This window comes from Mesorhizobium monacense, assembly GCF_056781675.1.
Genome location: NZ_CM165567.1, coordinates 365,452 through 392,220, shown reverse-complemented (window position 1 = coordinate 392,220; position 26,769 = coordinate 365,452). Strand labels below are relative to the sequence as shown.

Genomic DNA, 26,769 nt, shown 5'->3' with positions numbered 1-26,769 from the left:
GTTCGCCGATCGCGCCTGACCAGGCGCCTTATTCACGGCTCGAACAAATTGGGGTGCCGAGCCGCGAATTTCTTCAGCTCCACCATGACCGCGTCGAGATGACGGGCCATCGCGGCGGCTGATTTATGTGAATCTCGAGTCTTCAGCGCAGCCACTATGGCGCGGTGCTCGCGATAGGTGTCTGGAGTGCGGCCGGGCGCTGGCAACATCAGCCGCCGCGTACGCTCGACCTGAGCGCGGGTAGATTCGACCGCTTCGGCGATGCGGCGCATGGCCAATCGATCGAACAACATGGTGTGGAAGCGCACGTCGAGCGCATAGAACTCGTCCCAGTCTTGCGTACTCAAAGCGGCCGCCTGATAGCCGAGATTGCGGTCAAGACGATCCAGTGTCGCTTCGTCGATTTGTGAAGCGATGTTGTAAACGGTGGCGACTTCCAGGGCCCGGCGAACGAAGGCCGCTTCGGCGATGTCGGAGAGCCGGATGCGGGCAACGAACGTCCCTTTCTGCGGCTCGACCTCGACCAGGCGCTCCTCGACCAGACGCAACACAGCTTCGGCCACCGGCTGGCGCGACACGCGCAGCCTAGCGCAGACTTCGTTCTTGTCGATGCGGGCGCCGGGTTCGAGCGTAAGCCCGACGATGGCGGCGCGAAGGTCCTCATAGACCATCGCCGCTTTCGACAAGCCGCGTCGGACGTGCGTCAAAGCGGCAGGGCTCGCAAAGGCCAAGGCCGTTCACTCCCATGAAGGCGGCCCAACGTGGACACTTAAATGTTAGCATGATTAGATGGCGTGACAAGCTGGCACATGCGACAAAATCCAAGGTTGTCCAACCGAGGGGTATGATCGTGAATCAGTCGATCCGCGGTAAGGTTGCCATCGTGACCGGAGCAAGCTCAGGCATCGGGCGAGCGATTGCGCGGCTGTTTGCTGCGGAGGGCGCCAGACTTGCCCTCGCCGCCCGTTCGACCGACAAGCTAGAAAAGCTCGCTGGTGAAATCGGACCGGCGCCGCTCATCCTGTCGATTGATCTTGCCCAGCCAGTGGAGGTCGAGCGGATGGTCGCCGAAACGCTCGCCCATTTCGGTCGTGTCGATGTGCTGATGGCCAATGCGGGCGTCTATATTCCCGGAGAAGCCGCAGAAGGCGATCCCAGCGCCTGGGACAACCTTCTCGCCGTCAACGTGAGCAGCGTATTTCGCAGCGTGCGAGCGGTATTGCCTGGTATGATTGCGCAAGGGTCGGGCGACATCATCGTGACCAGCTCCATCGCCGGCCATCAGGCCCTCCGGGGGGAGCCCGTCTACAGCGCGTCCAAGCATGCCGTGCAGACTTTCGTTCACACGGTTCGCCGCCAGGTCGCACCGCACAACATTCGTATCGGGGCGGTGGCGCCCGGCACCGTTCTCAACGAATTGTGGGGCGTGACCGATCCTGCAGAGGTCGATCGGCGCGCAGGGTTGCGCGAGGGTCTCCGGTCCGAGGATGTCGCCGAAGCTTGTTTGTGGGTTCTCACGCGGCCGCCGAACGTCACCATCCGTGACCTGGTGATGCTGCCACAGAATCAAGATATCTGAGCCGACCACCCTCCCGTAGACACTGCAACGAGTCAGTGCCGTTGCTGCGGGCTGGCGAGGATAGGCATCTTTGAGAGTCCCGTGGCTCTCGCCCACCGTCTCAACGAGCGCTCATGACCCGAGTGGGGTCCATCGATTGAGCGCCGTTAGAAGGTCCGCTTCTGAGGCACACAGCGGCCATTCGTCCGAATCCGGACAAAACGTCCGCGAATGGCGCACCCGCGACCTCCAGCGCGGTGGTCGGTAATGTCCGCTTTAAGGCAGTGGCACAGCTAACTTTAATGACCGAGATGCGGCGCAAAGCTGCCGTTCGCGCCGTCGAAGACGTACGTCGGCTTCGGGTCAAACTTCACCGTACGCCTTCTGCGAACGAGCGTCCGCAACGGGGTCGAATGTTGCCTTTCGTCTCGCAGATGAGAACCAGCAAGTAGCGCCAAGAGCAGTCGTTCGACTCTCGAGAACGAATGCGCTGTTTCGCGCCCCAGGATCAGCCACGGGACCCCGTTGGGAAAATGAACGGCGGATGGCGTCGGAGGCGCCCCACATGTCGAGGCGAGCAAGCTGTGGTACACTAACCTTTAGACGAAAAGTTCATCCGCAAGAGGGGCTGGCCAGGATGGCTGTCAATCGCCGTATGAAACTGACGCCTGAATTGGTTGCTCTGGTCCATCGGTCAATTCCCGATACGGGCCCTAACCCCGGCTTTGTGCCAATGGAAGAGGAGGACTATGAGCGCCTAGCGGACGAGATACTGAAAGACCACCCACCTCACGACGACTTGTGGATCTTTGCATATGGTTCGCTGATGTGGAGACCCGAATGCGAGATCGACGGTCAAGAGATTGCACTGCTGAATGGGTGGCATCGAAAGTTTTGCATTCGCATCTCACGCTGGCGAGGCACACCTGAGAATCCGGGTCTGATGATGGCGCTTGACCGTGGCGGTTCGTGCCGTGCCGTGGTCCAGCGTCTAGCGGCGAAGACGGCACGAGCTCGGTTTGATCAACTGCTGCGGCGCGAAACAACATCGAAGGAGCACCCGACCAATCGGCCACGCTGGGTTACAGTGCAATCAGGTAGCCAACAGCGCCGGGCCATTGTTTTTTCAGTCGTACGATCCAGTCCCTATTACAGCGGAAATTTTTCAATGGAGGAAACAGCGGCGATTCTCTCGAGGGCGGTCGGTCATTGGGGTTCGGGCGCAGAGTATCTTATGAACACGGTCAAACAACTAGAGAACCTAGGTGTCCACGACCGAAACCTGTGGCGTCTCCAGGAGCTGGTTGCTGCGCGGATTGCCGCTCATTCCGAAGTTGTTGCAACACCGGCGCTATGATTTCAGCATCGTTGATGTCGGCTGCTGACCAGTGCGCTGTCGACCGAAGCCTGCTTGCGAGTGGAGAATTGGGGAGTTGTACGGGAGTTGAGCCTAGTCTGACGACGACGACAACCGACCCGGTATTCATTGTCGCCAACCGGCAGCGAGTGGATTAGATGGATGAGGGTGCGATCGACCTGACGGAGTTGCCGGAGCGTATCCATCATCTTGTCGATCTCTGGGCTGTAGAGACGCCCGATGCACCTGCTCTGATCGATCATAGTGGCCAGACGCTGAATTATACAGCGCTGCGTGACGGTGTCTCGGAGATGGCCGCTGCACTGGCGGACGCCGGTGTCCGTGGCGGCGACCGTATTCTGATCGTGAACGAGAATTCGGCGGTGACGGTCGCGGCTCTCTTTGCTGCCGGCCGACTGGACGCCTGGGCTGTCCTGGTCAATGCGCGCCTGGCGCCCATCGAGATTGATCGCATCTGCCAGCATTCGCAGCCGCGAGCAATTGTGTTTACTCATATGGTCTCACAGGAAGCGGCTGCCCATGCCGACCGCTACCATGCCGGGATAAGTTTGATGACCATCGCCGGCGCGGTCCGCATCGTTGCCGGACTCCCGGCCACACCCGAGCCGGTCAAATCATCCGGCGCATTCCAGGTTGCCGCCATGATCTACACATCGGGCACCACGGGCAATCCCAAGGGCGTGATGCTGACCCATCGAAACCTGCTCTTCACGGCCTCCGTCTTGGGCCGCCTGCGCCGAATTGGCCGCAGCGATCACGTCATTCAACTTGTGCCGATCGCACATGCATTTGGCCTGGCTTCCATCCTCCTCTGTACTATCAACGCCGGCGCGCGAATCACGCTGGTTCCGCGATTCGATGCCGCCCGGCTTGCAGATTCGCTTCAGTCCGGGATCACCGTCCTGCAGGGCGTGCCCGCGATGTATGCAAAGCTGCTTGAGCATCTCGATAGTACTGGTCGGCGGTTGCGTGCATCGCGCCTCCGCTACATTTCCGCTGGCGGTTCGCCCCTTGACATCGATTGGAAGCGCTCTATCGAGCGGTACTTCGGCTTGCCGCTCAACAATGGCTATGGCTTGACGGAGTGTTCGTCCAACGTGGCGATCACGCGTGTCGATTCGCCGCGCGAAGACGACTCGATCGGTCTGCCGCTACCGGGCGTCGACGTTCGCTTTGTAGGGGCCGATGGCATGGACGTTCCCGACGGCCAGATCGGAGAGAGCTGGATCAGGGGCCCAAATCTCATGCAAGGCTACTATCGGGACGATCTGGCAACCCGCGCAGCCGTGGTTGGCGATGGCTGGTTTCGGACCGGAGACCTGGGTCGTCGGGACAAGGATGGCTACCTCTTCATCGTTGGTCGCCTCAAGGAACTCATTATCCGCTCCGGCTTCAACGTCTATCCAGCCGAAGTTGAAACAGCACTCAATGCCCATCCCGATGTCATTCAATGCGCTGTCATCGGTCGTAAGGCTGACGGCAACGAGGAGGTAATCGCATTCGTCGAAGCCAGGGTTGGTTCGCGTCTCCAGGCCACCACCTTGCGCGATCATGCTCGCGACCGGCTTGCGGCCTACAAGCGACCGCAACATATATTCATTCTCGACAGGATTCCGGCCAGCCCGACCGGCAAGATCCTGAAGGCGACGCTGGCGCCACTCGCAGAGCAACTGATTGCCGGAGAAAAGTCGGTGGGATAGGTGACTGCTCCTGGACGCGGCCAAGTCGTTCCGAGAGTCCTCTCGCACGACATTTTTCGACCCTTTGCTGACCTCCCCCGTCAAAATGCGAACGTCTGCCCTGGGTCATGGGTGTGAATTCGACCGCCGTCGAACGAACTGCTGCTTTGGGTGTGGAATGTTGCCGTTCGGCTCATCTGCCCAAGAACGAGCAAGGAGCGCCATGAGCGGTCGTCTGGTCGGCGCCCAACCAATGGCTCGAACGGACCCTGAGCGGTCCTTTGCGCCACGACACCGGGTGCCCTGTGCCACGTCGTCAGAGCTCAGTCAAAATCGAAAACTTCTCCCAGAAAAGACTTCCTTTTCTTCTGGTAGGGCTGCTGAGAAGGCTGATTGCGCTGTGGCGTGCCGTAAGGCATGGCTTCGCTCCCGGAGCGCTTAACGATCTTGTCAAGCTCGCCGCGATCCAGCCACACGCCGCGGCATCTCGGGCAATAATCTATCTCTATGCCTTGACGCTCGCTCTTTACCAATTCGGATCCATCGATCGGACACTTCATCGCCATCACCTCCTTTCAGTCATTTAACCCGCTGCCTCGCTGAAGATGGAGGGCAGACGCTTTGACCACAAGGGTTTGGCACATTTTCGAGGCAAGGCAGGATCGCACACGGCTGCGCCGAAGAGCGAAAAGGAGCGGTTGCGCGACGCAGGTCTCATACCACAGGACCGAATGATCCGCCTCAGTATGGCCGCCCAGCAATGCTAACCAAAGCCTGTTTGCCACCCAAGCGGACGTTCCAGGACGGGGCTTGAAGGGCAGCAGAGGGTCATGGGCGTGAGTTCAGCCGAGGGAAGCGTACTTCCGCAACGGGTCGAAAGCGGCCCCCTATACGAAGAGGCTGTCGACCGCACGCTTGAAACCGATGTCGAGTGCAATGTCGATCACATCGTCCCTCTATGTGGGAAATACGTCTCCGGCGTCACGTTCTGGCCAATCTCCAACTTTTGCCAACGGTCGAGAATTGCAGGAAGCACAACAACCACGGATATTGGTAGCGTAGCTGGATGATCAAAGGCTCAAAAATCATTCCGCTCACCACGAAGCCGATGGAGGCCGAGCCGGTCGATGAGCTTCCACGCGGCAAGGACTGGCTTTACGAACCAAAATATGACGGATTCCGCTGCCTCGCCTTCCGGGATGGCGACAAAGTCGACCTGCAATCGAAGCGGCAAAAGTCGCTCAATAGGTTCTTCCCAGAGATTGTCGCCGGCCTTGCCAGTCTCAAGGCTGATCGCTTCGTGCTGGACGGCGAGCTGATCATCCCCGGCCAGTCGTTCGAGACGCTGCAGCTGCGCCTGCATCCGGCAGCGAGCCGGGTCGCTGAACTGTCGTCCAGGTTCCCTGCCCGGCTGATCGTGTTCGACCTGCTGGCCGACAACACTGGACGTCTCACGGACGAGCCTCTATCGCAGCGGAAAGCGGCGCTGAAGGCGTTCGTCAAGGCGGCCGCACGTCGGTGCTCGAGCTGTCCAGGGCGACCACGTCAGAGCCGACGGCGCGCAAGTGGCTGGCCGAAGGCACAGGGCTCGACGGGATCGTGGCGAAACGCCTCGACGAGGCTTACCGGCCGGGCGAGCGCGCCATGCGCAAGTTCAAGATCTGGCACACCGTCGACGCGGTGCTTGCCGGCTACTACGAGGACGAAGCGACCGGAACCATCGACAGCCTGCTGTTCGGCCTCTACGGCGACGACGGCCTGCTGCGTTTCGTCGGCCATTCGCGTGTCTATGACGACGCGGCCGAGATCGCCAGGGTGCTCGAGCCGCTGAAAGGTGGCTCCGGCTTCACCGGGCGATCGCCAGGCGGCAAAAGCCGCTGGACCGGCAAGACGCAGAAGATGGTCAAGCTGAAGCCTTTGCTCGTGGCGGAACTCAGCGCCGACCACATCAGCGGTGGTCAGTTCCGGCACGGGTCGCGGCTGCTCCGCTGGCGCACCGACAAGGCGCCGGAGGACTGCAGGGTCGATCAGATCCGAAGCTAAGCGATTTGCAGGCTACGAGGAGCTAGTGGTCAAAATCTAACGCTTGGTACCGGAGTGGTAAGTCCGCTCAGGGTGGAAAGTTCACGTTGCCGCCGTCGATCTGAACGTAAAGAAAGCGCCATTAGCGGTCATTGCCGGACGCTTTCGGCGATGAACTCAATGCCATGCTTCGCACATATTGCTCTAAAATCGAGCGATCCGGCACGATCCGCATTGCCCGTGTCCACTTGTGCGGCCGCAACTTCGGCCACAAATGCCTCAAACACACCGGCGGGGGAGCTTATGATCAATTGGCGGCTGATGCCCTCGCTGATCTTCCTGATCCCGTGCACGACGCCTTTCGGCATAAAGGCCATGCCACCCGGTCCTAACCGCACGATCTGATCGCCAATTTGGAACTCATATTCTCCCTCCATGACGATGTGCGTCTCTTGATATGTGGGATGCCGATGAAGAGAAGCTCCGGTTCCGCCCGGCGCGTCGACGGTCTCACAGATGCTGTAGCCCGCATCCTCGCTGGCTTTAAATGTGAGGGTAATGCGTCCCATCTGGTAGGTGCGTCCCTCGCCACGGTTCAGGTAAGCTGGATGATCGGTAGACATTTCGCTGGGCCTCCCAATGGCTATTATTTGTGGAAGCATATCATAGCTAAGCTAGGCGATTGGGGCGACGGCAGCGTCAAGTGGACGTTTCCTTACTCGGCGGCGGCGCGCCCTCCCGCCCGCGCATCACCAGCCAAGATTGGCGAGCGCGAACCCGGCGAATGAATGTCCGCTCGGGGGCCATCACGGGACATGCCCGGCGCTGTCGTCGAGCGGCAGCAATGGGTCGAAAGGCGTCTTCCGCATCGGGTACCAAGTGTCAGATTTTCACCACTAGAGCATTGCAGACGACCCTGTTTCCGCCGGAATGCTTTAGTAACGACTAGGTAGTCCAAGGCGGGCCCATTCGTTGGGCGGGATGGCAGGTCCGACGCGGAAGGTGAAGGACAAGACCGTCGTCGCATTGGTGTCGATCTCGCACCGGAAGCTTAAACCATACCATGTTGTTCCCGTGTGGAAAGCGGCCTTGGGGACGTCGAGGATATTGCCCACCTTCAGCGGAACAAGTGGCACCAGGTCGGGAAAATAAGAGGCGTCCAGCAGTTCCTGTTGCAGTGCGCTGGCGCACAGCTTGCCGGCCCGCTGATCGCGAGGCACGCCGGCCGTCGCGGTCGTGGCGACCGCATCGCCGGTAGCGCCTTGCGAGTAGAGCCTGCGGACGCCCGGCAGGCCCGAATAAGCCCGCGATATAGCAGCGGCCACGTCTGTAGAGCTTGGCCTTCTAACATCCTGTGCGGGCTCGGTGTCCTTCGCTGCCGATTTCTCGCCGACCTTGGTTGAATTTGCCCGCTCCTCGGAGTTTGGCGACGCGGCAGCTTTGTTCTCTGCATCCTTCGGCACGACAGGTGGCTTCGAATCGTTATCCTTGGCCGGCGACGGCGAGTTGTCTTGAGCGCTGCCCCCATCCAGAGATTTCCTGGGGCCGGTATCCTTGTCGCCGAACTGAAAAACAGGCTTCAGGACCTCGATTGTCGACGGCTTTTCCGGCGGAGGCGGCTTTTCAACATTCCGCTCGGGCTGTTTTTCTACTTTCGGTTCCGGCGGCTTTTTGGCCTCGGGATTCTTTGGAGACGGCGCGGGAGCAAGTTTCGGTTTTGGTTGATCAGGCGGAGGCACGAGTGCGACATTTACCGCTTGCTCCTCCTGCGGCTGTTGGGGAGGCCTGGGCAGGCCGTAGACCAAGAACGCGGTGATGAGCGCATGCAGGATCAGCGATGCGGACAAGCCCCACAGCAAAGTCCGACGTCGCTCACGTGTCTCGACCTTCATGCTGACCGATGTGGAATGAAATAGCGGTGATATCAAGCATAGCCGCCGGATTGGGCAGCCGCTGGACAGGTTAGTGATTTAAATGACCACGCGCAGGACGTCAAAGAGGAATACGGTTGGCATTATCGTGTCGTAATCTCAGGCGGAATAGCTCGCCTCAACCAATTCGGGGCGCCTAGTCGCGAGAACCGACGATATACCCGCCCAAGTTTTGAGACCCCTCAGCGGCGCCAGCTGCCGCGCTGGGCAGCGGCGATCGCAGCCATGCGCCCTGCCCCGGAGCGTCGCTTTGCGTGTTCGGCCTGGTGGCATTGGCGGCACAGGATCTCGAGATCCTCGTTTGGCCGAAATTGCGATAGTGCTTGTGATGCAGATCCAGGCGCCTGCCGAAAATCCCGCAGCGTTCGCAGCGCGCGAGGCGCGAGGCGAAGATCCTGGCTCGAACTGCGCCCCACGCCGGACTGGCGATATCGTGGTGACTTTCTGTCGTTGTCTGGTGGGGGTTGATCGGCACCATGGTTTCGCAACGTTAAAGTGTCTGTCCATACTCGTAACTAATTGTGTTACGAATTTCTGGTTTTGGCAGGGACAAGCCGGAGTAAAGATGGTTAAGTTCGCATCGCCACCTGTTGGCAGGCCTGATCTTGTAACACAATACATACATATGTCCCGGGGCTAATTGAAACTCTGCCTGTTGCCAGACCATGCTAATGCGCATAGTCTTTGTCAATATTAGATAGTTAACCAACAGGTGTGTGGAAATGGCCGACAGGAAATCGCCGCAGCGGGTCGCGTGGATCGTTCGCGAACGCAGCCCGGAGTTGCCAGCGATGTGGAACATGAGCGAGCTTGTGTACCAGGCCGGATTGCACGGGCTGCCGATCTCACATTCCTATCTCAGCCAGATCGTCGCCAAGGGCAAAGGTCCGAAGGTGTGGGGCACCGCCGGCAGCTCGATCGTGCTGATCGAGCCCGAGGCGGGGCGAGAATGGATTCTCGCGACGCTGGAAAGGCGGAAGCGCACGCCGACATTCTACCAGCGTCATCTCGGCATCGATGCCAGCAACTGGGGATCGATAGAACCCTGACCGATTGCCAAGGAAAAAGGCCCGCCTTTTGCGGGCGGGCCTGACTGTCTTTAACGCCAAAACTCCCGGTCAGCACAACCGGGGAAATCGCAAATGCGAAGAGCCACGCAGGAGCGCGAAGACCCAGGCAGGAGCAACTTAATTGTCCATATATAGCCAAAACCCCGAAAATTCAAACCCAGCCGCCGATCGGGGCAAGCACGACAGGCTGGTCGTCCAGCCGATATGCGCGTCGCTGCGCCAGATGGCCGGGGCAGGCAAGGACCGCCTCGAGGCGCTGGCCAAGATCATCGCCAGCCTGCCGCGGATCACCGAAATGCTCGGCCTCGAGCTGCGGACCGACGATGTCGCGCAGGCAATCCTCGACGAGGGCTACAGCGAAGCCGAGATCACGGCAGCCAGCGGGGCGGTGGTCGAAGGTGTCAAGCCGTTCAGCATCGACAATCCCAGAAACGCGGCGCAGGGACACGCGCTCGCGGCGCTGACGCACGAACAAGGTGCGCTGTTCTTCCTTGCAATCATGAATCCGAACGGGCCGAAATGGGCGGAACCGTTCGTCAATGCCGACGCACCGGCAATCGTCGACGGCGTGACGGTCGGCGGCATCGCCGAGATGCTCACCTATGCGAGGGAGCAAGCCGGGCGCGGCAACCATGTCTTCATCACCACCAACAGTTTCGTGCGGCCGTTCTACGTCAAGGACGGCAAGCGCAAGGGGTCCCGCAAGACACAGAACATGGCCGGCTCGATCACGCTGAGCGTCGACCTCGACGTCAAGCAAGGCGCCTACGCGAGCCGCAAGGAGGCGAAGGCAGATCTCGCCCGGGTGATCCGCGCCGCCGGACTGCCCGAGCCGACGATCATCGTCGTCTCCGGCGCGGCCTGCATTGCTGGTGGGTTCTTGACCGCAGCTTGTCGCCAGCCGAGTGGAAGGATGCCGCCAAGCGGTTCGCGGCGCTGCTTCTGCATCACGACCTCAAGTTCGACAGCCAGTGCACGGTCAACCCAACCGGCGTGCTGCGGCTGCCCGGCACGGCAAACTTCAAGGATGGCAAGGTCCGCGCCGTCACGCTGGACCATGTCGCCGAGCAGCGCAGCAGCAGCGCAGACAGCATCCTCGCCCTGCTCGCCACCGTCCAGGTCGCACGAGGCAATTCCGCAGGGGCGCCCGGAGCCGCGAACGGCAAGGCGGGCATCAACGCAAACTTCACCGCCAATGTGGCCATGGCGCCGCCGGTCGACCTCGAGCTCGCGGCGCGCGAATGCCCGATGCTGGCGGACGCTTTCGCGACCGGCGGCAATGGCCATCCCGAGCCGTTCTGGCGCGACCTGCTCGTCTGCGCGTTCTTCTCCAGCGACCCGGAGGGCAACGCCTTGCGGCTGTCGATGGGCGATCCACGCTTCACCATCGAGGAGACCGCCGAGAAACTGGACGGCATCGGCCAGCAGCATGCGGAGACGAAGTTCGGCTGGCCGTTCTGCGCAACGTTCAGCAGGCACTCGCCGCACTGCAGGACCTGCCGGCATCGCGACGAGGGCAGGTCGCCACTCCATTGGGGCCTCGGCCCCGGAACGACGGGCACGGCCGGACCTGCGGCGGGCAACGGGTCCTGGCCTGACTGGCTTGGTCCCGCGCCGGTGGACGGGACGACGGGCAGCACTGCAGAAGGCCCGACCGTTCCTCCCTTGCCGGAAGGAGACGACTGGCTCGCCAGCGCCTGCCGCCAACACGGGGTGATCCCGGCCGGACGCTATCACGGGAGGTTGCTGCCGCGCGACATCGAGAGCTTCGAGGGCGCCAAGACATCGGGCGTGTCGTTCGTCATCGGCATCGTCGATGGGCCATACAAGGACTACGAGTGCCGCATCGCCATGGCGACCGACGGTAGCCTCGACGCCGTTATCCGCCGCGACCTCGGCATCCTCGCCAACTGGGCAAAGCTGCTGAACGTCAGCTCAACTGCGGACCCGGTCGAATTGATCAAGAGCCTCGGCCGAGCCGGCGAAAACCGCACCCTGCTGTTCGACATCGACGTCAACGATTGGCGAGGCATGCTCAAACTCGTGCTGAGAGGAGTTGGCAGCGATGCCTGACCAGTGGGACCAGGCCGGCAAGCGGAGCGGCAACGGCAAGGATGGCGGCGGTTTGCGGCTGGTCCCCTACCTGCCACCGGCGGAGGCCGACATCCCGAGGCGTGCGTGGGTGGTCGGCCGCTTCGCCATCCGCAGGCACATCACCGTTCTCGTCGGCCCCGGCGGCTCAGGTAAATCCAGCTTCGTCGTTGCGCTGGCCGTCAACGGGGCGAAAGGGCATAACTACGGCCGCCTCAGCATTCCGGGCCGGCTGCGCATCGCATTCCTCAGCGCTGAAGAGGACAGTGACGAGACCGACCGCCGCTTCACCGCGGCATGCAAGCAGTTCGGCATCCTGCCGCAGGACCTTGCCGGGCAGCTGTTCAGGTTCGTCTATCCCGGCGCGCCGCTGCTGGCTGAGGCAGATGGTTCCGACACCGTCAAGGCGACGCAGATGTTCGACGCGTTCGCGCGCACGGTGGCGACAGAGGAGATCGACCTCATCATCCTCGATCCGATGGTCGAACTGTGGAGCGGAAGCGAAAACAGCAATATCGCGATCAAGAGCTTCGTGTCGCTGCTGCGCGAGGTGGTGCGCGCCAACAACGCCGCATGCGTGCTGTGCCACCACACCCGCAAGGGGACGCCGACGCCGGGCGACGCCGACGCGGCGCGCGGCGGCTCGGCGCTGGGCAATGCGGCGCGTTCGGTATTCACATTGACGTCGATGACGGAGGCGCAGGCAGGCCTGGTGGGCATCAAGGACGCCGCCGGGCGCGCCGGCAAGCTCAGGCTGGACGTGGCGAAGGCCAACTTCGCGCCGATAGATGCCAACGTTGACTGGTTCGAGTTCCGCAATGTCGGGCTGAGCAACGGACCGTCCTTCATGCGCGATGCTGGCGATGGCGTCGGCGTGCTGGTGCCGTGGACGCCGCCAGGGGTGTTTGCCGGCGTCGACCCGGGCGACATCCGCAAGGTCCTCGAAACCATCGATGCCGGTGTCGTCAATGACGCTGGACAGCCGACCGCCGACCGCTACTGCGACGACGTGCGCTCGGAAAAACGCTGGGCCGGCAACGTGGTGATGGATGGGCTGGGCTTCGACAAACCCGCAGCCAAGGGGGCGATCAGGACGTGGCTGGAGACCGGCATCCTGGTCGAGCACAACCATCGAGGGAGTAGCAGGCGACCCACGAAGTGCCTCAAAATCGACCGTGACAAGTACCCGAAAGCACAACCAGAAGGCACCTGAAAAGGCTGCGAGGATCGTGGTTAAAGATCCGCGCACTATCCTCGCAAAAGGTGCGCAGATCATCTTTTCCGATCCCTAACGGGATACAAGCATCCTCGCAAGAGCGCGAGGACAGCTTTGCGCTGTCCGCGCACACTGTTGCATGCTTGGCATCCCCGGGATCGTCTCGGTTCGGACCCTTCATGCAGGCTCGCAGGTGTGCAGGCAGAAAAGGAGAGGTTTTGTTTTTGATTGTCCGGCCTGGCTAATTGTCTGTTCCCTTGCAGGTTGTAATTGGAGATTGGCCGGTTTGATGTCGTTCGGGTGTGCGCAGATTGGTTGCACAAAATACGAAACATGTTGGGGGACGCGACCCACCAGGTGTTCAACTCGACCTGCTCGAAAGTCTGGAAACCTGGAGATCACTTCGGCCTGTCTGGAAACCGGAAATGGGTCGGCTGCAATGGGTCGGCTGCGAGGGCCGTGCGTTTTTCTCAATCAATTTCCGCGACGTTGACCTCGCCCCTGTCGCGGCTACACTCCGAGCCATGATCGAGATCCCGACGCCCCTCCACCCCGGTAAGGCCGGCGCCAAGGTCGGCGCACGCTGCCAGATCTGTGATTTGCCACACAAACTGCGCAGTGAGATTGAGCGGCGCCTGATCCAGGGCGACAAGGTGGCTGGTGTCTACCGCTGGGTGACGAAAGCCTTCCCGGCCGAGATGGCGAAGATCACCCAGGACGTGCTCTACCGGCACAGGAACCAGCATGTGAAATCGATCGAGCGTGCGGCGCGCAAGATGAGCGATGCCGCGCGGATGCAGCGTGAGAAGATCGATCTGGCCAAGGCTGTGTTGCGGGGCGATGTCGATCCGCAGGCCTATTTTTCGCCGGCTGCGATCGCCCAGGACGTCAAGAAAACCAGCGATCGTCTCGACACCGCGGCCGACGATGCCGCTGTAACCAAACAGCATTCCGCCCTCGCCAGCCTGTCCGGGGCCTTGGTCAGAACGCACGAATTGCGGGCAAAAATGGGTGGCAGCATCAGGCCTGACGTCGAAATCAACATCGCTGTCGGCCTCGAGCAGCTTCACGGCCGCCTGGACGCCTTGGTTGGCGCGCCAACCCATAGCCGACAAGGCACTGCGCGGGCTCTGCTGGGCCTCGCGCCCCCTTCGGACGAGCCGATGCCCGACCGGCGCCGGCCGGTCAAGGATCTCGGCGAGTTGACGAATCCAGGCGGCGAAGGCCCATTGACGATCGACGTCGAGGCTATCTCAGCCCAGCCAGAGCCCGAATCGCGCCTGGCGAGCCCGCCAGACGGCAAAGCGAGCCGTTCTGAGGCCGATCTGACCCCCGATTCCGCGGTCGAAGACTGGGGTAAAGAAAACCCCGGTCTTGCTGACGCCGATCAATCACCGGCCGAAGATCTATCTGGCGATTCCTGGGGTTCGGGTGAGGTTCTGGGCACGCGCTGGCGCTAAGCGCCTGCGTTGCTTGCTGGATGATAGGGGTCAGGCCGCTAGCTTCCGGCCTGGTGACCGTTAGCTCGCAGAATACGTTTGAATTCAGCATCCATGATGTTCAGAAGTGGACCGCTGCGGTTGATGATTCCCAGCAGTTCAATGCAGCGTGCTTCGAACGTGAAGGCGTTTTCTGCGTCATCAAACCAGCCAAGAATCTCGTAACTCGCTACTGCTCCAGGAACAGTCAGTGCAGCTAGCAAACGGCGGTCCTGCCGTGGTGCCGTACCGTCATGCAGCTTGCTCAGTCGGGCAAATGCGGCGGGGGCATGTTGAAAAACCCGGTTTTTCTGCCCCTTGCCGATATAGCGGCGCACGCTGTTGATGCGGATTGCGTAAACGTAGTGGCGATCTCCTGGTACGAACTGACGAGGGTCGATCGTGAAGTCGTTGTCGATGTAAGCTTGCAAGGTGGCGGCGGATGGAAGCGTAGGATTGTGCCGTGCAATAACAGGCTGTTTTGATTTCGGTTTTTGGTTCGTCGCTCGCTGGGCAGCTTTGCTCAATGTCACCTGGGCTAGCAATTCTTTAGCCCGTGCTCGAGCGGTGACGGCGTCGACAATATCGACCTGACCGATCTTGATGCGGCGCGAGCGTTGATCTGCATCGCGGTAGGTGACGGCCCAGGTTTTGTGGCCTGTATGCCGGACACGAACGCAAAAGCCGATCACCTTGTCGTCCCAGACGAGGATCTCTTTGGCGATCGGATGGCGGCGCAATTTCGGCAATGAGACGATCGGTTAGGAACGGCATCAGGCAGTGCCCCGATCCGCCTGCCCGGTCAGCTTGGATTTCACCCAGGCGTCAGCCGTCGGGACGTGGATCAGCCGCCTGCGGCCGATCTTCATCGACGGCAACCCCTCCTCCATCCAATCATACAGTTTCGGCATCGAGATCCCGAAACGCTTGGCGATCGCCGCCATGTCGGCGCAGTCGTCGAGGAATTCTGGAGGTGTGGCGAGTGGGTTCATGACGCGGCCTTTCGGGTGAAGGCGGCGTCGGTATGGGGGCAAATCCCATCATCTCTGGCCAGCAGAACTGTTTCTTACAAAACCATACGAGTTTAAGTCAATGTCGGTTTTTACCCATTCTTGCGAATAGGAACGACATTGGTGGCCTTGTCGAGCGCGTCCTTTAGCGCTCCCCTGGCAATGTGCGCATACCTTTGCGTCGTTGCCGGCGTCGAATGTCCGAGCGCCGCCCCGACCAGAGCCAGCGAGGCGCCGGAATTGATCATCGCAGAGGCGAGGCTGTGCCTGAGATCGTGGATGCGGATGCCCGTCAGCCCGCTGCGGCGCAATGCCCACAACCAGGTCTTTCGCGCGTTGCGGATCGCCGTGCCGTCCTCGCGGCTGAAGACGAATTCACCGCGTCGCTCCTGCCGCTTCACCACTATCATCGCCTCGATCGACAGCGGCACGATGTGGGCTTTCTTCTGCTTGGTCGAGCTGGCCGGCTTCGACCACACAGTGCCGTTGTCGCGCAGGTCGGACCAGCGCATCGACAGTACCTCGCCGATCCTGGCGCCGGTGAACGCCGCGTAACGCAATGCGTCTCCGACTTCGTTGACCGGCAAGGCGTCGAAAAGCGCCGTCAGCGACGCGGCGTCGAGATAGGATTCGCGTGGCGTTTCGTGGCGCCGTTTCCAGTTCGCAGCCGGGTTCTCAGAAACCCAGTTGTGCTCTTTACCGTAGGTAAAGAGACGCTTTGATATTTCGTGCACCCGATTTGCGTGCGCATTGCCCGGGATTTTCGCCAGCATTTTCGACACATCGTCGGGCGTGGTTTTCGCCAATTTCTTGGCGCCGATCGCCGGCTCGAGATGGTTGACCCAATAGCCTCGGTACAACGTTTTTGTGCGGTCGCGCAGGCGGTGTTCGTCTTCGGCGACGAGCCTGTCCCACAGGTCGGAAACGGTCTGTGGCTGGCCGCGTGTGCCCTTCAGGCCCTTCGCCTTGAGCGCCATCGCCCTGGTCCTGGCGTCGGAGAGCGACAGCTCTCCGACGAGGCCGAGCGTTACCCGCTGCGACTTGCCCTGTCGATAGAGCTGCATCGTCCAGGCGCGAACCCGCGGCGAGATCCGCAGCGCGAAGCCGGCGAGTTTGTTGTCGAAGATGAATGTCTGTCCGCTCTCGGGAGCGGGCGCCTTGCGTGCGAATTCTTCGGTCAGTTGCCGTGCCATTGTTATACGCCTGTCCTTCCGCCTTTAGCCTGGGTCGTATTGTACTCGTATTGCACAACACGGCAATACGAGTTTATGGGAGTTGATATGACTTAATGCGAACGCTAGGCTTTTCAAGGGCTTGCAGCAATATCAATTCACTATGCGTTCTGGGTACGACAGGTTCAATCCCTGTCACGCCCACCATCCAGACAAGCCCTATCGCATCTCGCCACACCTGAGGCCCGTCCCGGTGGGGAGTAAGGCAATAGGGCCGTAGGGCAATTGCCGCCGCTCGTCCTATTCCCTTTCTCTCGTATTCCCCTACTTCACTGCGGTCGCGGATCGGGTCTGTTGTCGTGCTTGCCGCCGTTCTTGCCTTCCTTGCAAGGCGCGTCGCCGATGCCGCAGCATTTGGCATTGTGGGTGACGCCAGGCTTTGTCTTGTCGCAATCTCTTGGCGCCGTCGTCTGACAGCCCGCCAGCACCGAGACGGCAATGGCGGCAAGCAAGACGTTTCTTGATCGAATATACATGGGCGTTCTCCTTGATGAACCACGTTGTTACGCAGCGCTTGGTCGCGTGCCGCGATGGGTTGGTTCAAAGGAACTGAAAATAGTCAGCGAAACTCTTCCCGATGCACGAGCGGACTGGTGCATCGATATAGCCGGCGGCATCGCTCCGTTCTGGATGTGGAGAAAGGCCCAAGCAATTCCAGGAAAAGTGCGTAGCGGCTTTCCGTCCGGAATTGCGCAAAACAAACAGTCAGATTCTCAGACCGGCTTTCCAGAGCCGCGATCGCAGCTTCGACAGCGCGCCGGATTTCCCTGTCGTGAGCGGTCCTAATTGCCGCCCGATTTTCTTGAAGATCTCATTCCCTGGTTCGGCCGCAAGCGCTAGGGCGGCCATTTTCGATGCAGATTCCGCATCCTTCAATGCGTCCTGGAAAATATGCGCCGAGCATGCAGCGGCATGGGGATAACCCGCCTTCGCGGCCGCGAAGAACCGTTCAAAATCCTTGGACATGACATGGCCTCGCCACGTCCAGCCGGTCAGAATCCGCATCATTTGCAGCGGCATATCGGCAGAGCCGCGGAACTGGCTGATCATCACGGATTTCAGAACTGCCTCACCCGAGGAATAGTCCCTTTCGCGAAAATAAGCGGCTGCGATCTTCAGCGCGTAGACGTCGTTCTCCGGATCAAGCTCGCGAGCCTTCTCCAGGATTTCCCTCGCTTGCCGAGGGCTGACCTTGTCTTCCAAAGACAGAAACGCCGCTTGATAGCCGAAGGCGGCTTCGAGCGGATGGTAGTCCGCCTGGTGAGACTTCAACTCATCCAGGATGATGTCGGCTGCCCGTCGCTTGCTGAACAAGGTCTTCGGCTTGTCGCACGGGACGTCACCCATCACCGAAGCGATCGTCGCAAAGACGCTGCTGCCCGCATAGATCTGCTGGCAGCGTGCCATGAGCGCCATTTCAAAAAACGCCTTGAGGGTTTGATCCGTGAATTCATCGGCCCCAAAATCGTCGGTCAGCAAGGCTCCGGTTTCCGATTTCAGATATTCGAGCGTGGGGCGATCCTGCCCGATCAAAAGGGTCGTCAAACCCTGCGACGAGAGTTTCGACACGATCGCCTTGGCAAGCGTCGAAGGGATCACCTTGTCGCCAAAGTCCAGCCTTACGCGAAATTTGCCGCGGACGATGTCGCCGCTGCGAAGATGCAAAGCGACCACAGGACCGGGAAAAGGGCTCTTGTCGGCCGCGCCGATCGCCTGTTTTACGCTTTGGGAGAACCCGAATGCCCGCAGCGTTTCGGATCTCCGGACACGATCGGCCCCCTCGCCGTGGAAGGATTTCCAGACGTTGAACTCGTTGCAGATCCAGCCCTGGTAATTTCCCCGCCGTGTGGAGATATCCAGGCTGGAGCGCGTGAATGCCCGGTTGTCGAGAACGCCAAAATCGGCTGCCTTGATTTTTCTGCCCAGCCAATGTCTCTCGATGAACTCGCGAGAGAATATCGCCTCGACCACATCGACAATGTGGAACGTCTTGTCCACGATAGCCTTGTCGTTCCAGGTGAAACCGAAGCGGTAGCCAAGCGCATCGGCCAGCGACTTTGCATTGACCATGGCCAGGAGACGGCCACCCAGACCGTCATCTCTCGTCGCGGCAATCAGCGTCGATCGAGGTTCAGGTCGCGCCGAGGCGGACATCACCTTTCTCAACATGCTGGAGAAACCACGCATAGGTCTGTTCCAATCCAGTGCGAAGCGAGTAGGCCGGACGCCAGCCCGTGGCAAACAGGCGCGACACATCCATCAGCTTGCGCGGCGTGCCGTCCGGCTTCGTCGGGTCGAATGCAATCGCCGCCTCTGCGCCGACGACGGATACGACGGTGCGGGCCAGATCCGCAATGCTGATGTCCTCTCCCGAACCGACATTGACATGGCTGTCTCCGGCATAATTCTTCAGCAGCCAGACCAGGGCGTTGGCGGCGTCATCGACATGCAGGAACTCACGCATCGGCGTGCCTGATCCCCAGATCTCCAAGGTCTTGCCGCCGTTGCGCTTGGCTTCATAGGCCTTGCGCATCAACGCCGGCACGACGTGGCTGCTGGAGAGGTCGAAATTATCGCCCGGACCGTAAAGATTGGTCGGCATCGCCGAAATGTAATTGACACCATACTGGCGACGGTAGGCCTGGCACAGTTTCAGCCCGGCGATCTTGGCGACTGCATACCATTCATTGGTCGGCTCGAGCGGGCCGGTCAGCAATGCCTCTTCCGGGATCGGCTGCGGCGCGTGCTTCGGATAGATGCAGGACGAGCCGAGAAACAGGAGCTTCTCCACTCCGTTCTGATAGGCAGCCTCAATGACATTGGTCTGCACGACGAGATTTTCGTACAGGAAATCGACCGGAAACCTGTCATTGGCCAGGATGCCGCCGACCTTGGCCGCGGCCATCACCACCGCGTCCGGCCTGTGATCGGCCATCCAGCGCCGCACGCCGGCCTGGTCGAGAAGATCGAGCTGCTCACGCGGCACGATCAAAACTTCGCAATCCTCGCTTGCCAGCCGGCGCACGATTGCCGAGCCGACCATGCCGCGATGCCCGGCGACAAAAACCCGCTTTCCCCGAAGCTCGAAAGTCATCGCTGTATCCTATGTCTGGTGGCTGTTGCGCCGGATGTCGTCGACCGAACGCACCAGGTCGGCCTGCACCATTTCGGCAACCAGCGCATTGAAGCCAATTGTGTGCGACCAGCCAAGCTTGGCTCTCGCCTTGGATGCGTCGCCGACAAGTGTCTCGACCTCCGTCGGCCTGAAATAGCGCGGGTCGATGCGCACCAGAACGGCGCCCGAACCGGCATCCGCTCCGACTTCATCGACACCTTGGCCTTGCCAGCGAATGGTCCGTCCGGTCTCGGCGAAGGCCAGTTCGGCGAACTCTCGCACGGAGTGCGTTTCGCCGGTCGCCAGCACGAAGTCGTCGGCCTCGCTATGCTGCAGGATGCGCCACATGCCTTCGACATAGTCGCGCGCATGGCCCCAATCGCGTCTGGCGTCGATATTGCCGAGATAGAGCGTGTCCTGCAGCCCGCGATGGATCGCGGCGACGGCGCGCGTGATCTTGCGGGTGACGAAGGTTTCTCCGCGTGTCGGACTCTCATGGTTGAACAGGATGCCGTTGGCGGCAAACATGCCGTAGGCCTCGCGGTAGTTGACCGTGATCCAGTAGGCGTAGAGCTTGGCCGCCGCATAGGGCGAGCGCGGATAGAAGGGCGTGGTCTCGCTTTGCGGGGTCTCGGCAGCCTTGCCGTATAGCTCCGATGTCGACGCCTGATAGAAACGCACCGACTTTTCGAGGCCAAGGATGCGGATAGCCTCCAGCAGCCTGAGCGTGCCGAGCGCATCGGCATTGCCGGTATATTCCGGCGTCTCGAAACTCACCTGGACATGGCTCTGGGCGCCAAGGTTGTAGATTTCGCTCGGCTTCGTCTCCTGCACCAGGCGGATCAGGTTGGTCGAGTCGGTGAGATCGCCATAGTGCAGAAAGAAACGGGCGCCGCGCTCATGCGGATCGACATAGATGTCATCGACGCGGTCGGTATTGAAGGAAGAAGAACGGCGTTTGACGCCATGCACAACATAGCCCTTCTGCAGCAGCAACTGTGCCAGATAGGCGCCGTCCTGGCCGGTCACGCCGGTGATCAAAGCTACTTTGTCGGCCATGCCCTGCTGTCCCTCCCATGGGCCATACCGAATACAGATTTGCCCAAGCAAGGCAAATCCGAACATCGGCCCGAGGCAGAGACGAAGCCGGCGCGCTCAGACGCCGACGACGGCGCAGAGGTGCTTCATCCTGGCGACGGCAAGCTCCGGATCGGCCAGCAATCCGGCCTGATCGGCGAGCCGGAAGACACCGGCATAGTGAAGGATGCCGCGCGCCGACTGCATGCCGCCGATCATCGAGAAATGGTCCTGGTGGCCATTGAGCCAGGCCATGAAGACGATGCCGGCCTTGTAGTATTCGGTCGGCGCCTCGAAAATTTTTCGCGACAGCGGCACGGTCGGCGCCATCAGCGCGTCGTAGCTAGCCCGATCGCCGTCGGCCAGTTTGGCCAGCGCCGCGTTGGCGACCGGTGCGATAGCGTCGAAAATGCCGAGCAGCGCGTGCGAATGTCTCTGGCCGTCGCCGGCGATCAGTTCGGGATAGTTGAAATCGTCGCCGGTGAGCATGACAACGCCCTCGGGCAGCCGGTTCCGGAGCGCCACCTCCTTGTCGGCATCGAGCAGAGAGATTTTTATCCCTTCGACCTTGTTTGCATGGCGTTCGATAATGGCGACGACCGTGTCGAGCGCCATCTCGAAATCATTGCTGCCCCAATACCCCTTGAGCGCCGGGTCGAACATGTCGCCCAGCCAGTGCAGGATGACCTTGCCGGAGGCCTGGCCAAGAATGCGGTCGTAGACCTGGGCATAGTCGTCGGGCCCCTTGGCGACAGCCGCCAGCGCCCGGCTGGCCATCATGATCGCCTTGCCGCCCTCACCTTCGATGAAACCGAACTGTTCCTCATAGGCCGCGATGACATCATCGAGGCTCCTGGCGGCGGATGGCGCCAGATGGTCGGTACCGGCGCCGGAAGCGAGGTCGGCGCCCTCGACGGTGCACGCCTCGGCGATCGAACGGCGGATCAATTCCTTCGCGCTTGCCCAGTCGAAGCCCATGCCGCGCTGCGAGGTGTCCATCGCCTCGGCGATGCGGAAGCCGAGCACCCACAGATGATGACGAAACGCCATCGTCTTGTCCCAATCGACAACGGGTCGCGACCACGGATCGGTCATGGCCAGAGGATCTGCCACGACATGGGCGGCGGCATAGGCGATGCGCGAAAACCGCGCGCCGGCCACCGGCTGCACCGGCTGGCCGACCAGCCGATAGCCAGAGTGGCGACCGCCCTCTTCGGGCAAGGTGATGTCCATGAAACTCTCCCTTTGTCGCGCCTATAAATGGAACGTTCCAATAAATCAAGAACCTTTATGATTCTCATACCCAGAGCGACCGGATGCTGCATCGCAACACAGGAACCCTTGTGAGGAAAGATTTTTCAGCGCGGTCGATCAATTTTTTGCATTCGAGAAAAATCCAGATTGACTCCCATTCTCGGCAGTGATTAGAACGTTCCAATAAATTCAACCAAAAACACCGGGAGGACGCATCTGGATGGCCAGCCGGGCCAAGGCGACGATACTCGACATTGCCCGCGAGGCGGGCGTGTCCAAATCGACGGTGTCGCTCGTGCTCCAGGGCAGTGGGCTGATCCGGCCTGAAACCGCGGTCAAAGTGCGCAAGGCGATCGAGGATGTCGGCTATGTCTACAACCGCGGCGCCGCCAATCTGCGCAAGGCCCACTCCAATGTCATCGGCATGGTCATCAACGATCTCACCAATCCGTTTTTCGCCGAACTGGCGGTCGGCATGGAGCGTGTCTTCCAGTCGGCCGGCATCGTGCCCTTCATCGCCAACACGGCGGAGAACCCGGTGCGCCAGGAGGAAGTGCTGAAATCGCTGATGGAACAGGGCGTCGCCGGGCTGATCGTGTCGCCGGCCCGCGGCACGACGCCGGGCGCCTTCCGCCGCCTGGAGACGGCAGGCCTGCCGGTCGTCTTCGCCATGCGCCGCTTGCCTGAAAGCCGCATCCCTGTGATCGCGCCCGACAATCATCGCGGCGCTTGGCTCGCCACCGCCCATCTGATCGGCAAGGGCCATCGCCGGCTGGCCTTCTTCGGCGGCTCCTCCGACCTGGTGGTCTATCACGAACGATTGGGCGGTTTCCGTGAGGCCTGCGAGACGCTCGGCATTGCGACGAGCGACAGGCTGATCTTCGAAGGCGAGACCAGCCGCAAGGGCGGCATCGCCTGTATGGAGACAGCCCTTGCGATGGCCGAGCCGCCGACGGCGGCGCTCTGCTTCAACGACGCGGTCGCCTTCGGCGCCATGCTGGCGCTGCGCAAGCGCGGGCTTGAGCCGGGCGCGGATTTTGCCGTCGTCGGCTTCGACGACGTGGCCGAGGCCGAGCATTACATGCCGGCGCTGACCAGCGTCGCAGTGGACTCGGCGGGCCTCGGCGAGCGTGCCGCCCATGTCATGCTGAAGATGATCCAGTCGCGCACCACGCGCGCCGAGGACCATATCGGCGCGGTCAATCTGGTGGTCAGGGACAGCTGCGGTCCCGATCGCCGCACAGGACTGGGAGACGCGGCATGAGCGTCAGATGGGGTCTGATCGGCGCCAGCACGATCGCGAAGCAATTCATGATCGGCGCCATCCGCGCGCAGACCGATGGCGAGATCGCTGCCGTGATGAGCTCCAACCAGGAGCGCGGCGCTTCTTACGCCCGGGAAAACAACATTCCGCACGCCGTCTCGACACTGGATGCGCTGCTCGGTTCCGGTGTCGATGCCGTCTACATCTCGACCACCAACGAATTGCATCTCGAACAGGCACTGGCCGCCATCAAGGCGGGCAAGCATGTGCTGTGCGAGAAGCCGCTGGCGCTGACCAGCGCCGCTGCGCGCAAGATGGTCGCCGCCGCCAAGGCTGCCGGCGTCGTGCTCGGCACCAACCACCATCTGCGCAATGCCGGCGCGCATCGCGCCATGCGCGAGGCGATCGCCGCCGGCCGCATCGGCAAGCCGGTCGCCGCGCGCGTTTTTCACTCGGTCTACCTGCCCGAGAACCTGCAGGGCTGGCGCATCAGCAAGCCCGAGGCGGGCGGCGGCGTGGTGCTCGACATCACCGTGCACGACGCCGACACGCTTCGCTTCGTGCTGAGCGACGATCCGGTCGAGATTTCGGCCTTCACCCAGAGCGCTGGCATGGCCGGTGGCGGGCTGGAGGACGGCGCGATGTGCATCTGGCGCTTCAAATCGGGCGTCATTGCCCAATCGCATGAGGGCTTCACGACCAAATTCGCCGGCACCGGCTTTGAGGTGCATGGTTCGGAAGGCTCGCTCTTCGCCAGCAACGTGATGACGCAGAAGCCGGTTGGGTCGGTGCTGCTGCGCACCGCAAAGGGCGAGGAAGAATTGAGCTTCGACCGCGAGGATCTCTACACGAGGTCGCTGCGCCAGTTCCATGCCGCCATCCGTGGCGAGGGCCAGCCATCCGCGACGGGTGAAGACGGCGTCTGGTCGCTGACGTCGGCCGAGGCAGCACTTCAGTCCGCGAAATCAGCCAAGGCGGTCGCAATCGACCCGAAACTTGGGAGCGCCGCGTGAGCAAGGTCGTTTCCGCCGCGCAGGCCGCCAGCCTGATCGAGGACGGCATGGTCGTTTCCGTCTCGTCGTCGAGCGGCCTCGGCTGCCCAGACGCGGTGCTTGCCGCCATTGGCGAGCGCTTCGACGCAGAGGGGCATCCGAGGAACATCACCACGCTGCACCCGATCGCCGCCGGCGACATGTACGGCATCAAGGGCATCGACCATCTGGCCAAGCCCGGCCTGCTGAAGCGCACGCTCTGCGGCTCCTATCCATCAGGACCGTCGTCGTCCGAGCCGCCGCAGATCTGGAAGATGATCGGCGACAATTCAGTCGCCGCCTACAATGTGCCGTCAGGCATATTGTTCGACATGCACCGCGAGGCCGCCGCCAAGCGTCCGGGCGTGCTGACCAAGGTCGGCCTCGACACCTTCGCCGACCCGCGCCACCAGGGCTGCGCCATGAACGCCGCCGCCAGCGAGCCGATCGTTTCGGTGCAGCAGTTCGACGGCGAGGAATGGCTCTATTTCCGCTCGATCGTCCCGCAGGTCTCGATCATCCGCGCCACCACGGCCGACGAACGCGGCAACCTCACCTACGAGCATGAGGGCGCCTATCTCGGCGGCCTCGAACAGGCGCTGGCCGCCCGCAACAATGGCGGCATCGTCATCGCGCAGGTCAAGCGCGTCGTCGAGAACGGCACGCTGAAGCCGCATGACGTGCGCGTGCCCGGTGTGCTGGTCGACCACATCGTCGTCGCGCCCGATCAGTTGCAGACGACGCTGACGCCTTACGACCCGGCGATCTCCGGCGAGATCTTCCGGCCGCTGTCGACCTTCCGCAATGCCGAGATGAACGTGCAGAAGGTGATTGCGCGCCGCGTCGCCATGGAGTTGCGCGACGGCATGGCCGTCAACATCGGCTTCGGCATCTCGGCCAATGTGCCGCGCATCCTTCTCGAGGAAGGCCAGCACGGCAAGGTCACCTGGGTGATCGAACAGGGCGCGGTCGGCGGTGTGCCGCTGCTCGACTTCAAGTTCGGCTGCGCCTCCAACGCCGAGGCGATCATGCCCTCACCGCACCAGTTCATCTATTTCCAGGCGGGCGGCTTCGATGCCTCGCTGCTGTCCTTCCTGCAGATCGACCGCCACGGCTCGGTCAACGTGTCGAAGCTCTCGGCAAGGCCGCATGTCACCGCCGGCGCCGGCGGTTTTGTGGACATCACCGCGCGCGCGAAAAAAATCGTCTTCTCCGGCTTCTTCAATGCCGGGGCCAAACTCTCGCTGGCCGATGGCGGCATCCGCATCGACCAGGAGGGCAAGGTCAAGAAGGTGGTCGGCGAGGTCGAGCACATCTCGTTCTCGGGAAAGCGCGCGGTCGCGCAGGGACAGGACATCACCTATGTCACCGAGCGCTGCGTGATGAAGCTGACACCGGACGGGTTGATGGTGACGGAGCTCGCGCCCGGCATCGATCTGGAACGCGATGTGCTGGCGCAGGCCGAGATCCCGCTCGGCGTCGCCAACGACCTCAAGGTGACACCGGAGGCGCTCTATCAGGATCGGCCGATCGGCCTGTCGCTGAATGGCGGTGCCTCGCTCGGAGGCGCGCATGGCTGAGCGTCTCGTTACATTCGAAACCGACGGCGCGATTGGCATCGTCACGCTGCGCCGGCCTGAGAAATTCAACGCGCTCGACATCCCGATGCTGCGGGCTCTGGAAACAGCGCTCGACGAGGCGGAGATGGACGACGGCGTCCGCGTCGTACTGTTGCGCGGCGAAGGCAAGGGCTTTTGTGCCGGCGGCGATGTCGAGGCTTGGGCTGCCATGAGCGCCGCCGATTTCCAGGTGCAATGGGTGCGCTATGGTCACCGCGTCTTTGACCGGCTGGCGCGGCTCAGGCAGCCGACCATCGCCGTGCTGTCCGGTCACGCGCTGGGCGGCGGCTTGGAACTGGCCGCGGCCTGCGACTTCCGCGTCGCCGAAACACAGGTGAAATTGGGCTTTCCGGAAACCTCGATCGGCGTCGTTCCCGGCTGGTCCGGCACGCAACGCGCTGTGCGCCGCTTCGGTGCGCAGACGGTGCGCCGCATGGCGCTCGGCGGCGAGGTTTTTGTCGCCTCGGAGGCGCTGGCTCTCTGCATCGTTGACCGGGTGGTCGAGACCGGCAAGGCGTTCGCCGAAGCGACGGCCTGGGCGCAAAAAATCGCCGAGCGCGGGCCGCTGGCGACTGAAGCCGCCAAGCTGATGATCGCGGTTGCCGAGGGCGAGGAAAGCGCTGCCGCAACGGAGGCTCTGGCCAGCGGCTTCATCGCCCTGACCGGCGACCTCAAGGCCGGCGTCGGCGCCTTCAAGACCAAGCAGAAGCCAGCCTTTTCGCGATCCTAGACAAGAGTGGAATC

25 protein-coding genes and 1 pseudogene are annotated in these 26,769 nt (G+C 61.7%); 13 read left to right on the top strand and 13 right to left on the bottom strand.

All coding sequences use genetic code 11. From position 1 onward, the window contains the following. Positions 1-32: 32 nt before the first annotated feature. The gene (locus tag AC1RUK_RS01835; RefSeq protein WP_481837009.1) at positions 33-671 is read right to left on the bottom strand and encodes a GntR family transcriptional regulator; all 639 of its coding nucleotides are present in this window, start codon (positions 669-671) and stop codon (positions 33-35) included. 173 nt (positions 672-844) lie between these two features. Here AC1RUK_RS01835 and AC1RUK_RS01830 point away from each other — a divergent pair, with 173 nt between their 5' ends. From AC1RUK_RS01830 to AC1RUK_RS01820, 3 genes are all read left to right on the top strand, one after another. Then, positions 845-1,579 carry an SDR family oxidoreductase gene (locus tag AC1RUK_RS01830; RefSeq protein ID WP_366511189.1) on the top strand — a complete coding sequence of 245 codons (735 nt, stop codon included), beginning with the start codon at positions 845-847 and terminating at the stop codon, positions 1,577-1,579. Between the two features lie 616 nt (positions 1,580-2,195). Further along, positions 2,196-2,915, top strand: coding sequence for a gamma-glutamylcyclotransferase (locus AC1RUK_RS01825; protein ID WP_481837010.1), 720 nt, complete (start codon positions 2,196-2,198; stop codon positions 2,913-2,915). A gap of 158 nt (positions 2,916-3,073) precedes the next feature. Next, complete coding sequence (locus tag AC1RUK_RS01820) at positions 3,074-4,636, top strand: class I adenylate-forming enzyme family protein (RefSeq protein WP_481837011.1); 1,563 nt, start codon at positions 3,074-3,076, stop codon at positions 4,634-4,636. Between the two features lie 302 nt (positions 4,637-4,938). Here the strand turns inward: AC1RUK_RS01820 and AC1RUK_RS01815 are convergent, their stop codons facing one another. Continuing rightward, a complete protein-coding gene (locus AC1RUK_RS01815) occupies positions 4,939-5,175 on the bottom strand; it encodes a TFIIB-type zinc ribbon-containing protein (RefSeq protein WP_436175559.1) in 237 nt (78 codons plus the stop codon). A gap of 506 nt (positions 5,176-5,681) precedes the next feature. Between AC1RUK_RS01815 and AC1RUK_RS01810 the strand changes: the two are divergent. Together AC1RUK_RS01810 and AC1RUK_RS01805 are read left to right on the top strand one after the other, a co-directional pair. Further along, positions 5,682-6,074 (top strand): annotated as a pseudogene (locus AC1RUK_RS01810) (ATP-dependent DNA ligase); the annotation flags it as partial. 59 nt (positions 6,075-6,133) lie between these two features. Beyond that, the gene (locus AC1RUK_RS01805; protein ID WP_481839624.1) at positions 6,134-6,658 is read left to right on the top strand and encodes an ATP dependent DNA ligase; all 525 of its coding nucleotides are present in this window, start codon (positions 6,134-6,136) and stop codon (positions 6,656-6,658) included. Between the two features lie 128 nt (positions 6,659-6,786). On the opposite strand, the gene AC1RUK_RS01800 is transcribed toward AC1RUK_RS01805, so the two are convergent. Beyond that, entirely contained in the window at positions 6,787-7,260 is a 474-nt protein-coding gene (locus tag AC1RUK_RS01800; protein ID WP_481837012.1) for a cupin domain-containing protein, read from the bottom strand. A 312-nt stretch (positions 7,261-7,572) separates the two neighbouring features. Continuing rightward, positions 7,573-8,529, bottom strand: a complete 957-nt coding sequence (locus AC1RUK_RS01795; protein WP_481840172.1) for a DUF930 domain-containing protein — start codon at positions 8,527-8,529, stop codon at positions 7,573-7,575. Positions 8,530-9,290: 761 nt separating this feature from the next. Between AC1RUK_RS01795 and AC1RUK_RS01790 the strand changes: the two genes are divergently transcribed. Then, the gene (locus AC1RUK_RS01790) at positions 9,291-9,617 is read left to right on the top strand and encodes a hypothetical protein (protein ID WP_481837014.1); all 327 of its coding nucleotides are present in this window, start codon (positions 9,291-9,293) and stop codon (positions 9,615-9,617) included. A gap of 172 nt (positions 9,618-9,789) precedes the next feature. Here AC1RUK_RS01790 and AC1RUK_RS01785 read toward each other — a convergent pair whose 3' ends face one another. Further along, a complete protein-coding gene (locus AC1RUK_RS01785) occupies positions 9,790-10,398 on the bottom strand; it encodes a hypothetical protein (protein WP_481837015.1) in 609 nt (202 codons plus the stop codon). A 131-nt stretch (positions 10,399-10,529) separates the two neighbouring features. Between AC1RUK_RS01785 and AC1RUK_RS01780 the strand changes: the two genes are divergently transcribed. The 3 genes from AC1RUK_RS01780 to AC1RUK_RS01770 all read left to right on the top strand — a co-directional run bounded on the left by AC1RUK_RS01780 (position 10,530) and on the right by AC1RUK_RS01770 (position 14,405). Beyond that, the gene (locus tag AC1RUK_RS01780) at positions 10,530-11,711 is read left to right on the top strand and encodes a hypothetical protein (protein WP_481837016.1); all 1,182 of its coding nucleotides are present in this window, start codon (positions 10,530-10,532) and stop codon (positions 11,709-11,711) included. 52 nt (positions 11,712-11,763) lie between these two features. Further along, positions 11,764-12,942, top strand: coding sequence for an AAA family ATPase (locus tag AC1RUK_RS01775; protein ID WP_481837017.1), 1,179 nt, complete (start codon positions 11,764-11,766; stop codon positions 12,940-12,942). Positions 12,943-13,370: 428 nt separating this feature from the next. Next, complete coding sequence (locus AC1RUK_RS01770) at positions 13,371-14,405, top strand: hypothetical protein (protein WP_481837018.1); 1,035 nt, start codon at positions 13,371-13,373, stop codon at positions 14,403-14,405. 38 nt (positions 14,406-14,443) lie between these two features. Here the strand turns inward: AC1RUK_RS01770 and AC1RUK_RS01765 are convergent, their stop codons facing one another. The 8 genes from AC1RUK_RS01765 to AC1RUK_RS01730 all read right to left on the bottom strand — a co-directional run bounded on the left by AC1RUK_RS01765 (position 14,444) and on the right by AC1RUK_RS01730 (position 22,090). Next, the gene (locus AC1RUK_RS01765) at positions 14,444-15,172 is read right to left on the bottom strand and encodes an integrase arm-type DNA-binding domain-containing protein (RefSeq protein ID WP_481837019.1); all 729 of its coding nucleotides are present in this window, start codon (positions 15,170-15,172) and stop codon (positions 14,444-14,446) included. Positions 15,173-15,196: 24 nt separating this feature from the next. Beyond that, positions 15,197-15,415, bottom strand: a complete 219-nt coding sequence (locus AC1RUK_RS01760; RefSeq protein WP_481837020.1) for a MerR family transcriptional regulator — start codon at positions 15,413-15,415, stop codon at positions 15,197-15,199. Between the two features lie 110 nt (positions 15,416-15,525). Beyond that, a complete protein-coding gene (locus tag AC1RUK_RS01755) occupies positions 15,526-16,626 on the bottom strand; it encodes a tyrosine-type recombinase/integrase (RefSeq protein WP_481837021.1) in 1,101 nt (366 codons plus the stop codon). Between the two features lie 308 nt (positions 16,627-16,934). Further along, positions 16,935-17,141 carry a hypothetical protein gene (locus AC1RUK_RS01750; protein ID WP_481837022.1) on the bottom strand — a complete coding sequence of 69 codons (207 nt, stop codon included), beginning with the start codon at positions 17,139-17,141 and terminating at the stop codon, positions 16,935-16,937. A gap of 229 nt (positions 17,142-17,370) precedes the next feature. Then, on the bottom strand, positions 17,371-18,852 hold the full coding sequence (locus AC1RUK_RS01745; protein WP_481837023.1) for an O-fucosyltransferase family protein: 1,482 nt from the start codon (positions 18,850-18,852) through the stop codon (positions 17,371-17,373). Continuing rightward, on the bottom strand, positions 18,797-19,759 hold the full coding sequence (fcl, locus tag AC1RUK_RS01740) for a GDP-L-fucose synthase (protein ID WP_481837024.1): 963 nt from the start codon (positions 19,757-19,759) through the stop codon (positions 18,797-18,799). The genes AC1RUK_RS01745 and fcl overlap by 56 nt, the downstream gene beginning before the upstream one ends. Positions 19,760-19,768: 9 nt before the next feature. Then, positions 19,769-20,839 carry a GDP-mannose 4,6-dehydratase gene (gmd, locus tag AC1RUK_RS01735; protein ID WP_481837025.1) on the bottom strand — a complete coding sequence of 357 codons (1,071 nt, stop codon included), beginning with the start codon at positions 20,837-20,839 and terminating at the stop codon, positions 19,769-19,771. A 96-nt stretch (positions 20,840-20,935) separates the two neighbouring features. Then, positions 20,936-22,090, bottom strand: a complete 1,155-nt coding sequence (locus AC1RUK_RS01730) for a dihydrodipicolinate synthase family protein (RefSeq protein WP_481837026.1) — start codon at positions 22,088-22,090, stop codon at positions 20,936-20,938. A 241-nt stretch (positions 22,091-22,331) separates the two neighbouring features. On the opposite strand from AC1RUK_RS01730, the gene AC1RUK_RS01725 reads away from it, so the two are divergent. The 4 genes from AC1RUK_RS01725 to AC1RUK_RS01710 are packed head-to-tail and all read left to right on the top strand — an operon-like array spanning position 22,332 to position 26,755. Next, complete coding sequence (locus tag AC1RUK_RS01725; RefSeq protein WP_481837027.1) at positions 22,332-23,375, top strand: LacI family DNA-binding transcriptional regulator; 1,044 nt, start codon at positions 22,332-22,334, stop codon at positions 23,373-23,375. Then, positions 23,372-24,388, top strand: a complete 1,017-nt coding sequence (locus tag AC1RUK_RS01720; RefSeq protein WP_481837028.1) for a Gfo/Idh/MocA family protein — start codon at positions 23,372-23,374, stop codon at positions 24,386-24,388. The genes AC1RUK_RS01725 and AC1RUK_RS01720 overlap by 4 nt, the downstream gene beginning before the upstream one ends. Further along, on the top strand, positions 24,385-25,986 hold the full coding sequence (locus AC1RUK_RS01715; protein WP_481840171.1) for an acyl CoA:acetate/3-ketoacid CoA transferase: 1,602 nt from the start codon (positions 24,385-24,387) through the stop codon (positions 25,984-25,986). The genes AC1RUK_RS01720 and AC1RUK_RS01715 overlap by 4 nt, the downstream gene beginning before the upstream one ends. Beyond that, positions 25,979-26,755: an enoyl-CoA hydratase/isomerase family protein gene (locus AC1RUK_RS01710; protein WP_481837029.1), complete on the top strand. Its 777-nt coding sequence runs from the start codon at positions 25,979-25,981 to the stop codon at positions 26,753-26,755. The genes AC1RUK_RS01715 and AC1RUK_RS01710 overlap by 8 nt, the downstream gene beginning before the upstream one ends. The last annotated feature ends 14 nt before the right edge of the window (positions 26,756-26,769 follow it).

Excerpts from the sequence above, each read along its gene's own strand:
- AC1RUK_RS01745 (WP_481837023.1), bottom strand. The coding sequence starts at position 18,852 with ATGCGTGGTTTCTCCAGCATGTTGAGAAAGGTGATGTCCGCCTCGGCG.
- AC1RUK_RS01710 (WP_481837029.1), top strand. The coding sequence starts at position 25,979 with ATGGCTGAGCGTCTCGTTACATTCGAAACCGACGGCGCGATTGGCATC.
- AC1RUK_RS01725 (WP_481837027.1), top strand. The coding sequence starts at position 22,332 with ATGGCCAGCCGGGCCAAGGCGACGATACTCGACATTGCCCGCGAGGCG.
- AC1RUK_RS01770 (WP_481837018.1), top strand. The coding sequence starts at position 13,371 with ATGGGTCGGCTGCAATGGGTCGGCTGCGAGGGCCGTGCGTTTTTCTCA.
- gmd (WP_481837025.1), bottom strand. The coding sequence starts at position 20,839 with ATGGCCGACAAAGTAGCTTTGATCACCGGCGTGACCGGCCAGGACGGC.
- AC1RUK_RS01720 (WP_481837028.1), top strand. The coding sequence starts at position 23,372 with ATGAGCGTCAGATGGGGTCTGATCGGCGCCAGCACGATCGCGAAGCAA.
- AC1RUK_RS01800 (WP_481837012.1), bottom strand. The coding sequence starts at position 7,260 with ATGTCTACCGATCATCCAGCTTACCTGAACCGTGGCGAGGGACGCACC.
- AC1RUK_RS01730 (WP_481837026.1), bottom strand. The coding sequence starts at position 22,090 with ATGGACATCACCTTGCCCGAAGAGGGCGGTCGCCACTCTGGCTATCGG.
- fcl (WP_481837024.1), bottom strand. The coding sequence starts at position 19,759 with ATGACTTTCGAGCTTCGGGGAAAGCGGGTTTTTGTCGCCGGGCATCGC.
- AC1RUK_RS01760 (WP_481837020.1), bottom strand. The coding sequence starts at position 15,415 with ATGAACCCACTCGCCACACCTCCAGAATTCCTCGACGACTGCGCCGAC.
- AC1RUK_RS01835 (WP_481837009.1), bottom strand. The coding sequence starts at position 671 with ATGGTCTATGAGGACCTTCGCGCCGCCATCGTCGGGCTTACGCTCGAA.
- AC1RUK_RS01795 (WP_481840172.1), bottom strand. The coding sequence starts at position 8,529 with ATGAAGGTCGAGACACGTGAGCGACGTCGGACTTTGCTGTGGGGCTTG.
- AC1RUK_RS01820 (WP_481837011.1), top strand. The coding sequence starts at position 3,074 with ATGGATGAGGGTGCGATCGACCTGACGGAGTTGCCGGAGCGTATCCAT.
- AC1RUK_RS01790 (WP_481837014.1), top strand. The coding sequence starts at position 9,291 with ATGGCCGACAGGAAATCGCCGCAGCGGGTCGCGTGGATCGTTCGCGAA.
- AC1RUK_RS01755 (WP_481837021.1), bottom strand. The coding sequence starts at position 16,626 with ATGGCACGGCAACTGACCGAAGAATTCGCACGCAAGGCGCCCGCTCCC.
- AC1RUK_RS01830 (WP_366511189.1), top strand. The coding sequence starts at position 845 with ATGATCGTGAATCAGTCGATCCGCGGTAAGGTTGCCATCGTGACCGGA.
- AC1RUK_RS01815 (WP_436175559.1), bottom strand. The coding sequence starts at position 5,175 with ATGAAGTGTCCGATCGATGGATCCGAATTGGTAAAGAGCGAGCGTCAA.
- AC1RUK_RS01825 (WP_481837010.1), top strand. The coding sequence starts at position 2,196 with ATGGCTGTCAATCGCCGTATGAAACTGACGCCTGAATTGGTTGCTCTG.
- AC1RUK_RS01750 (WP_481837022.1), bottom strand. The coding sequence starts at position 17,141 with ATGTATATTCGATCAAGAAACGTCTTGCTTGCCGCCATTGCCGTCTCG.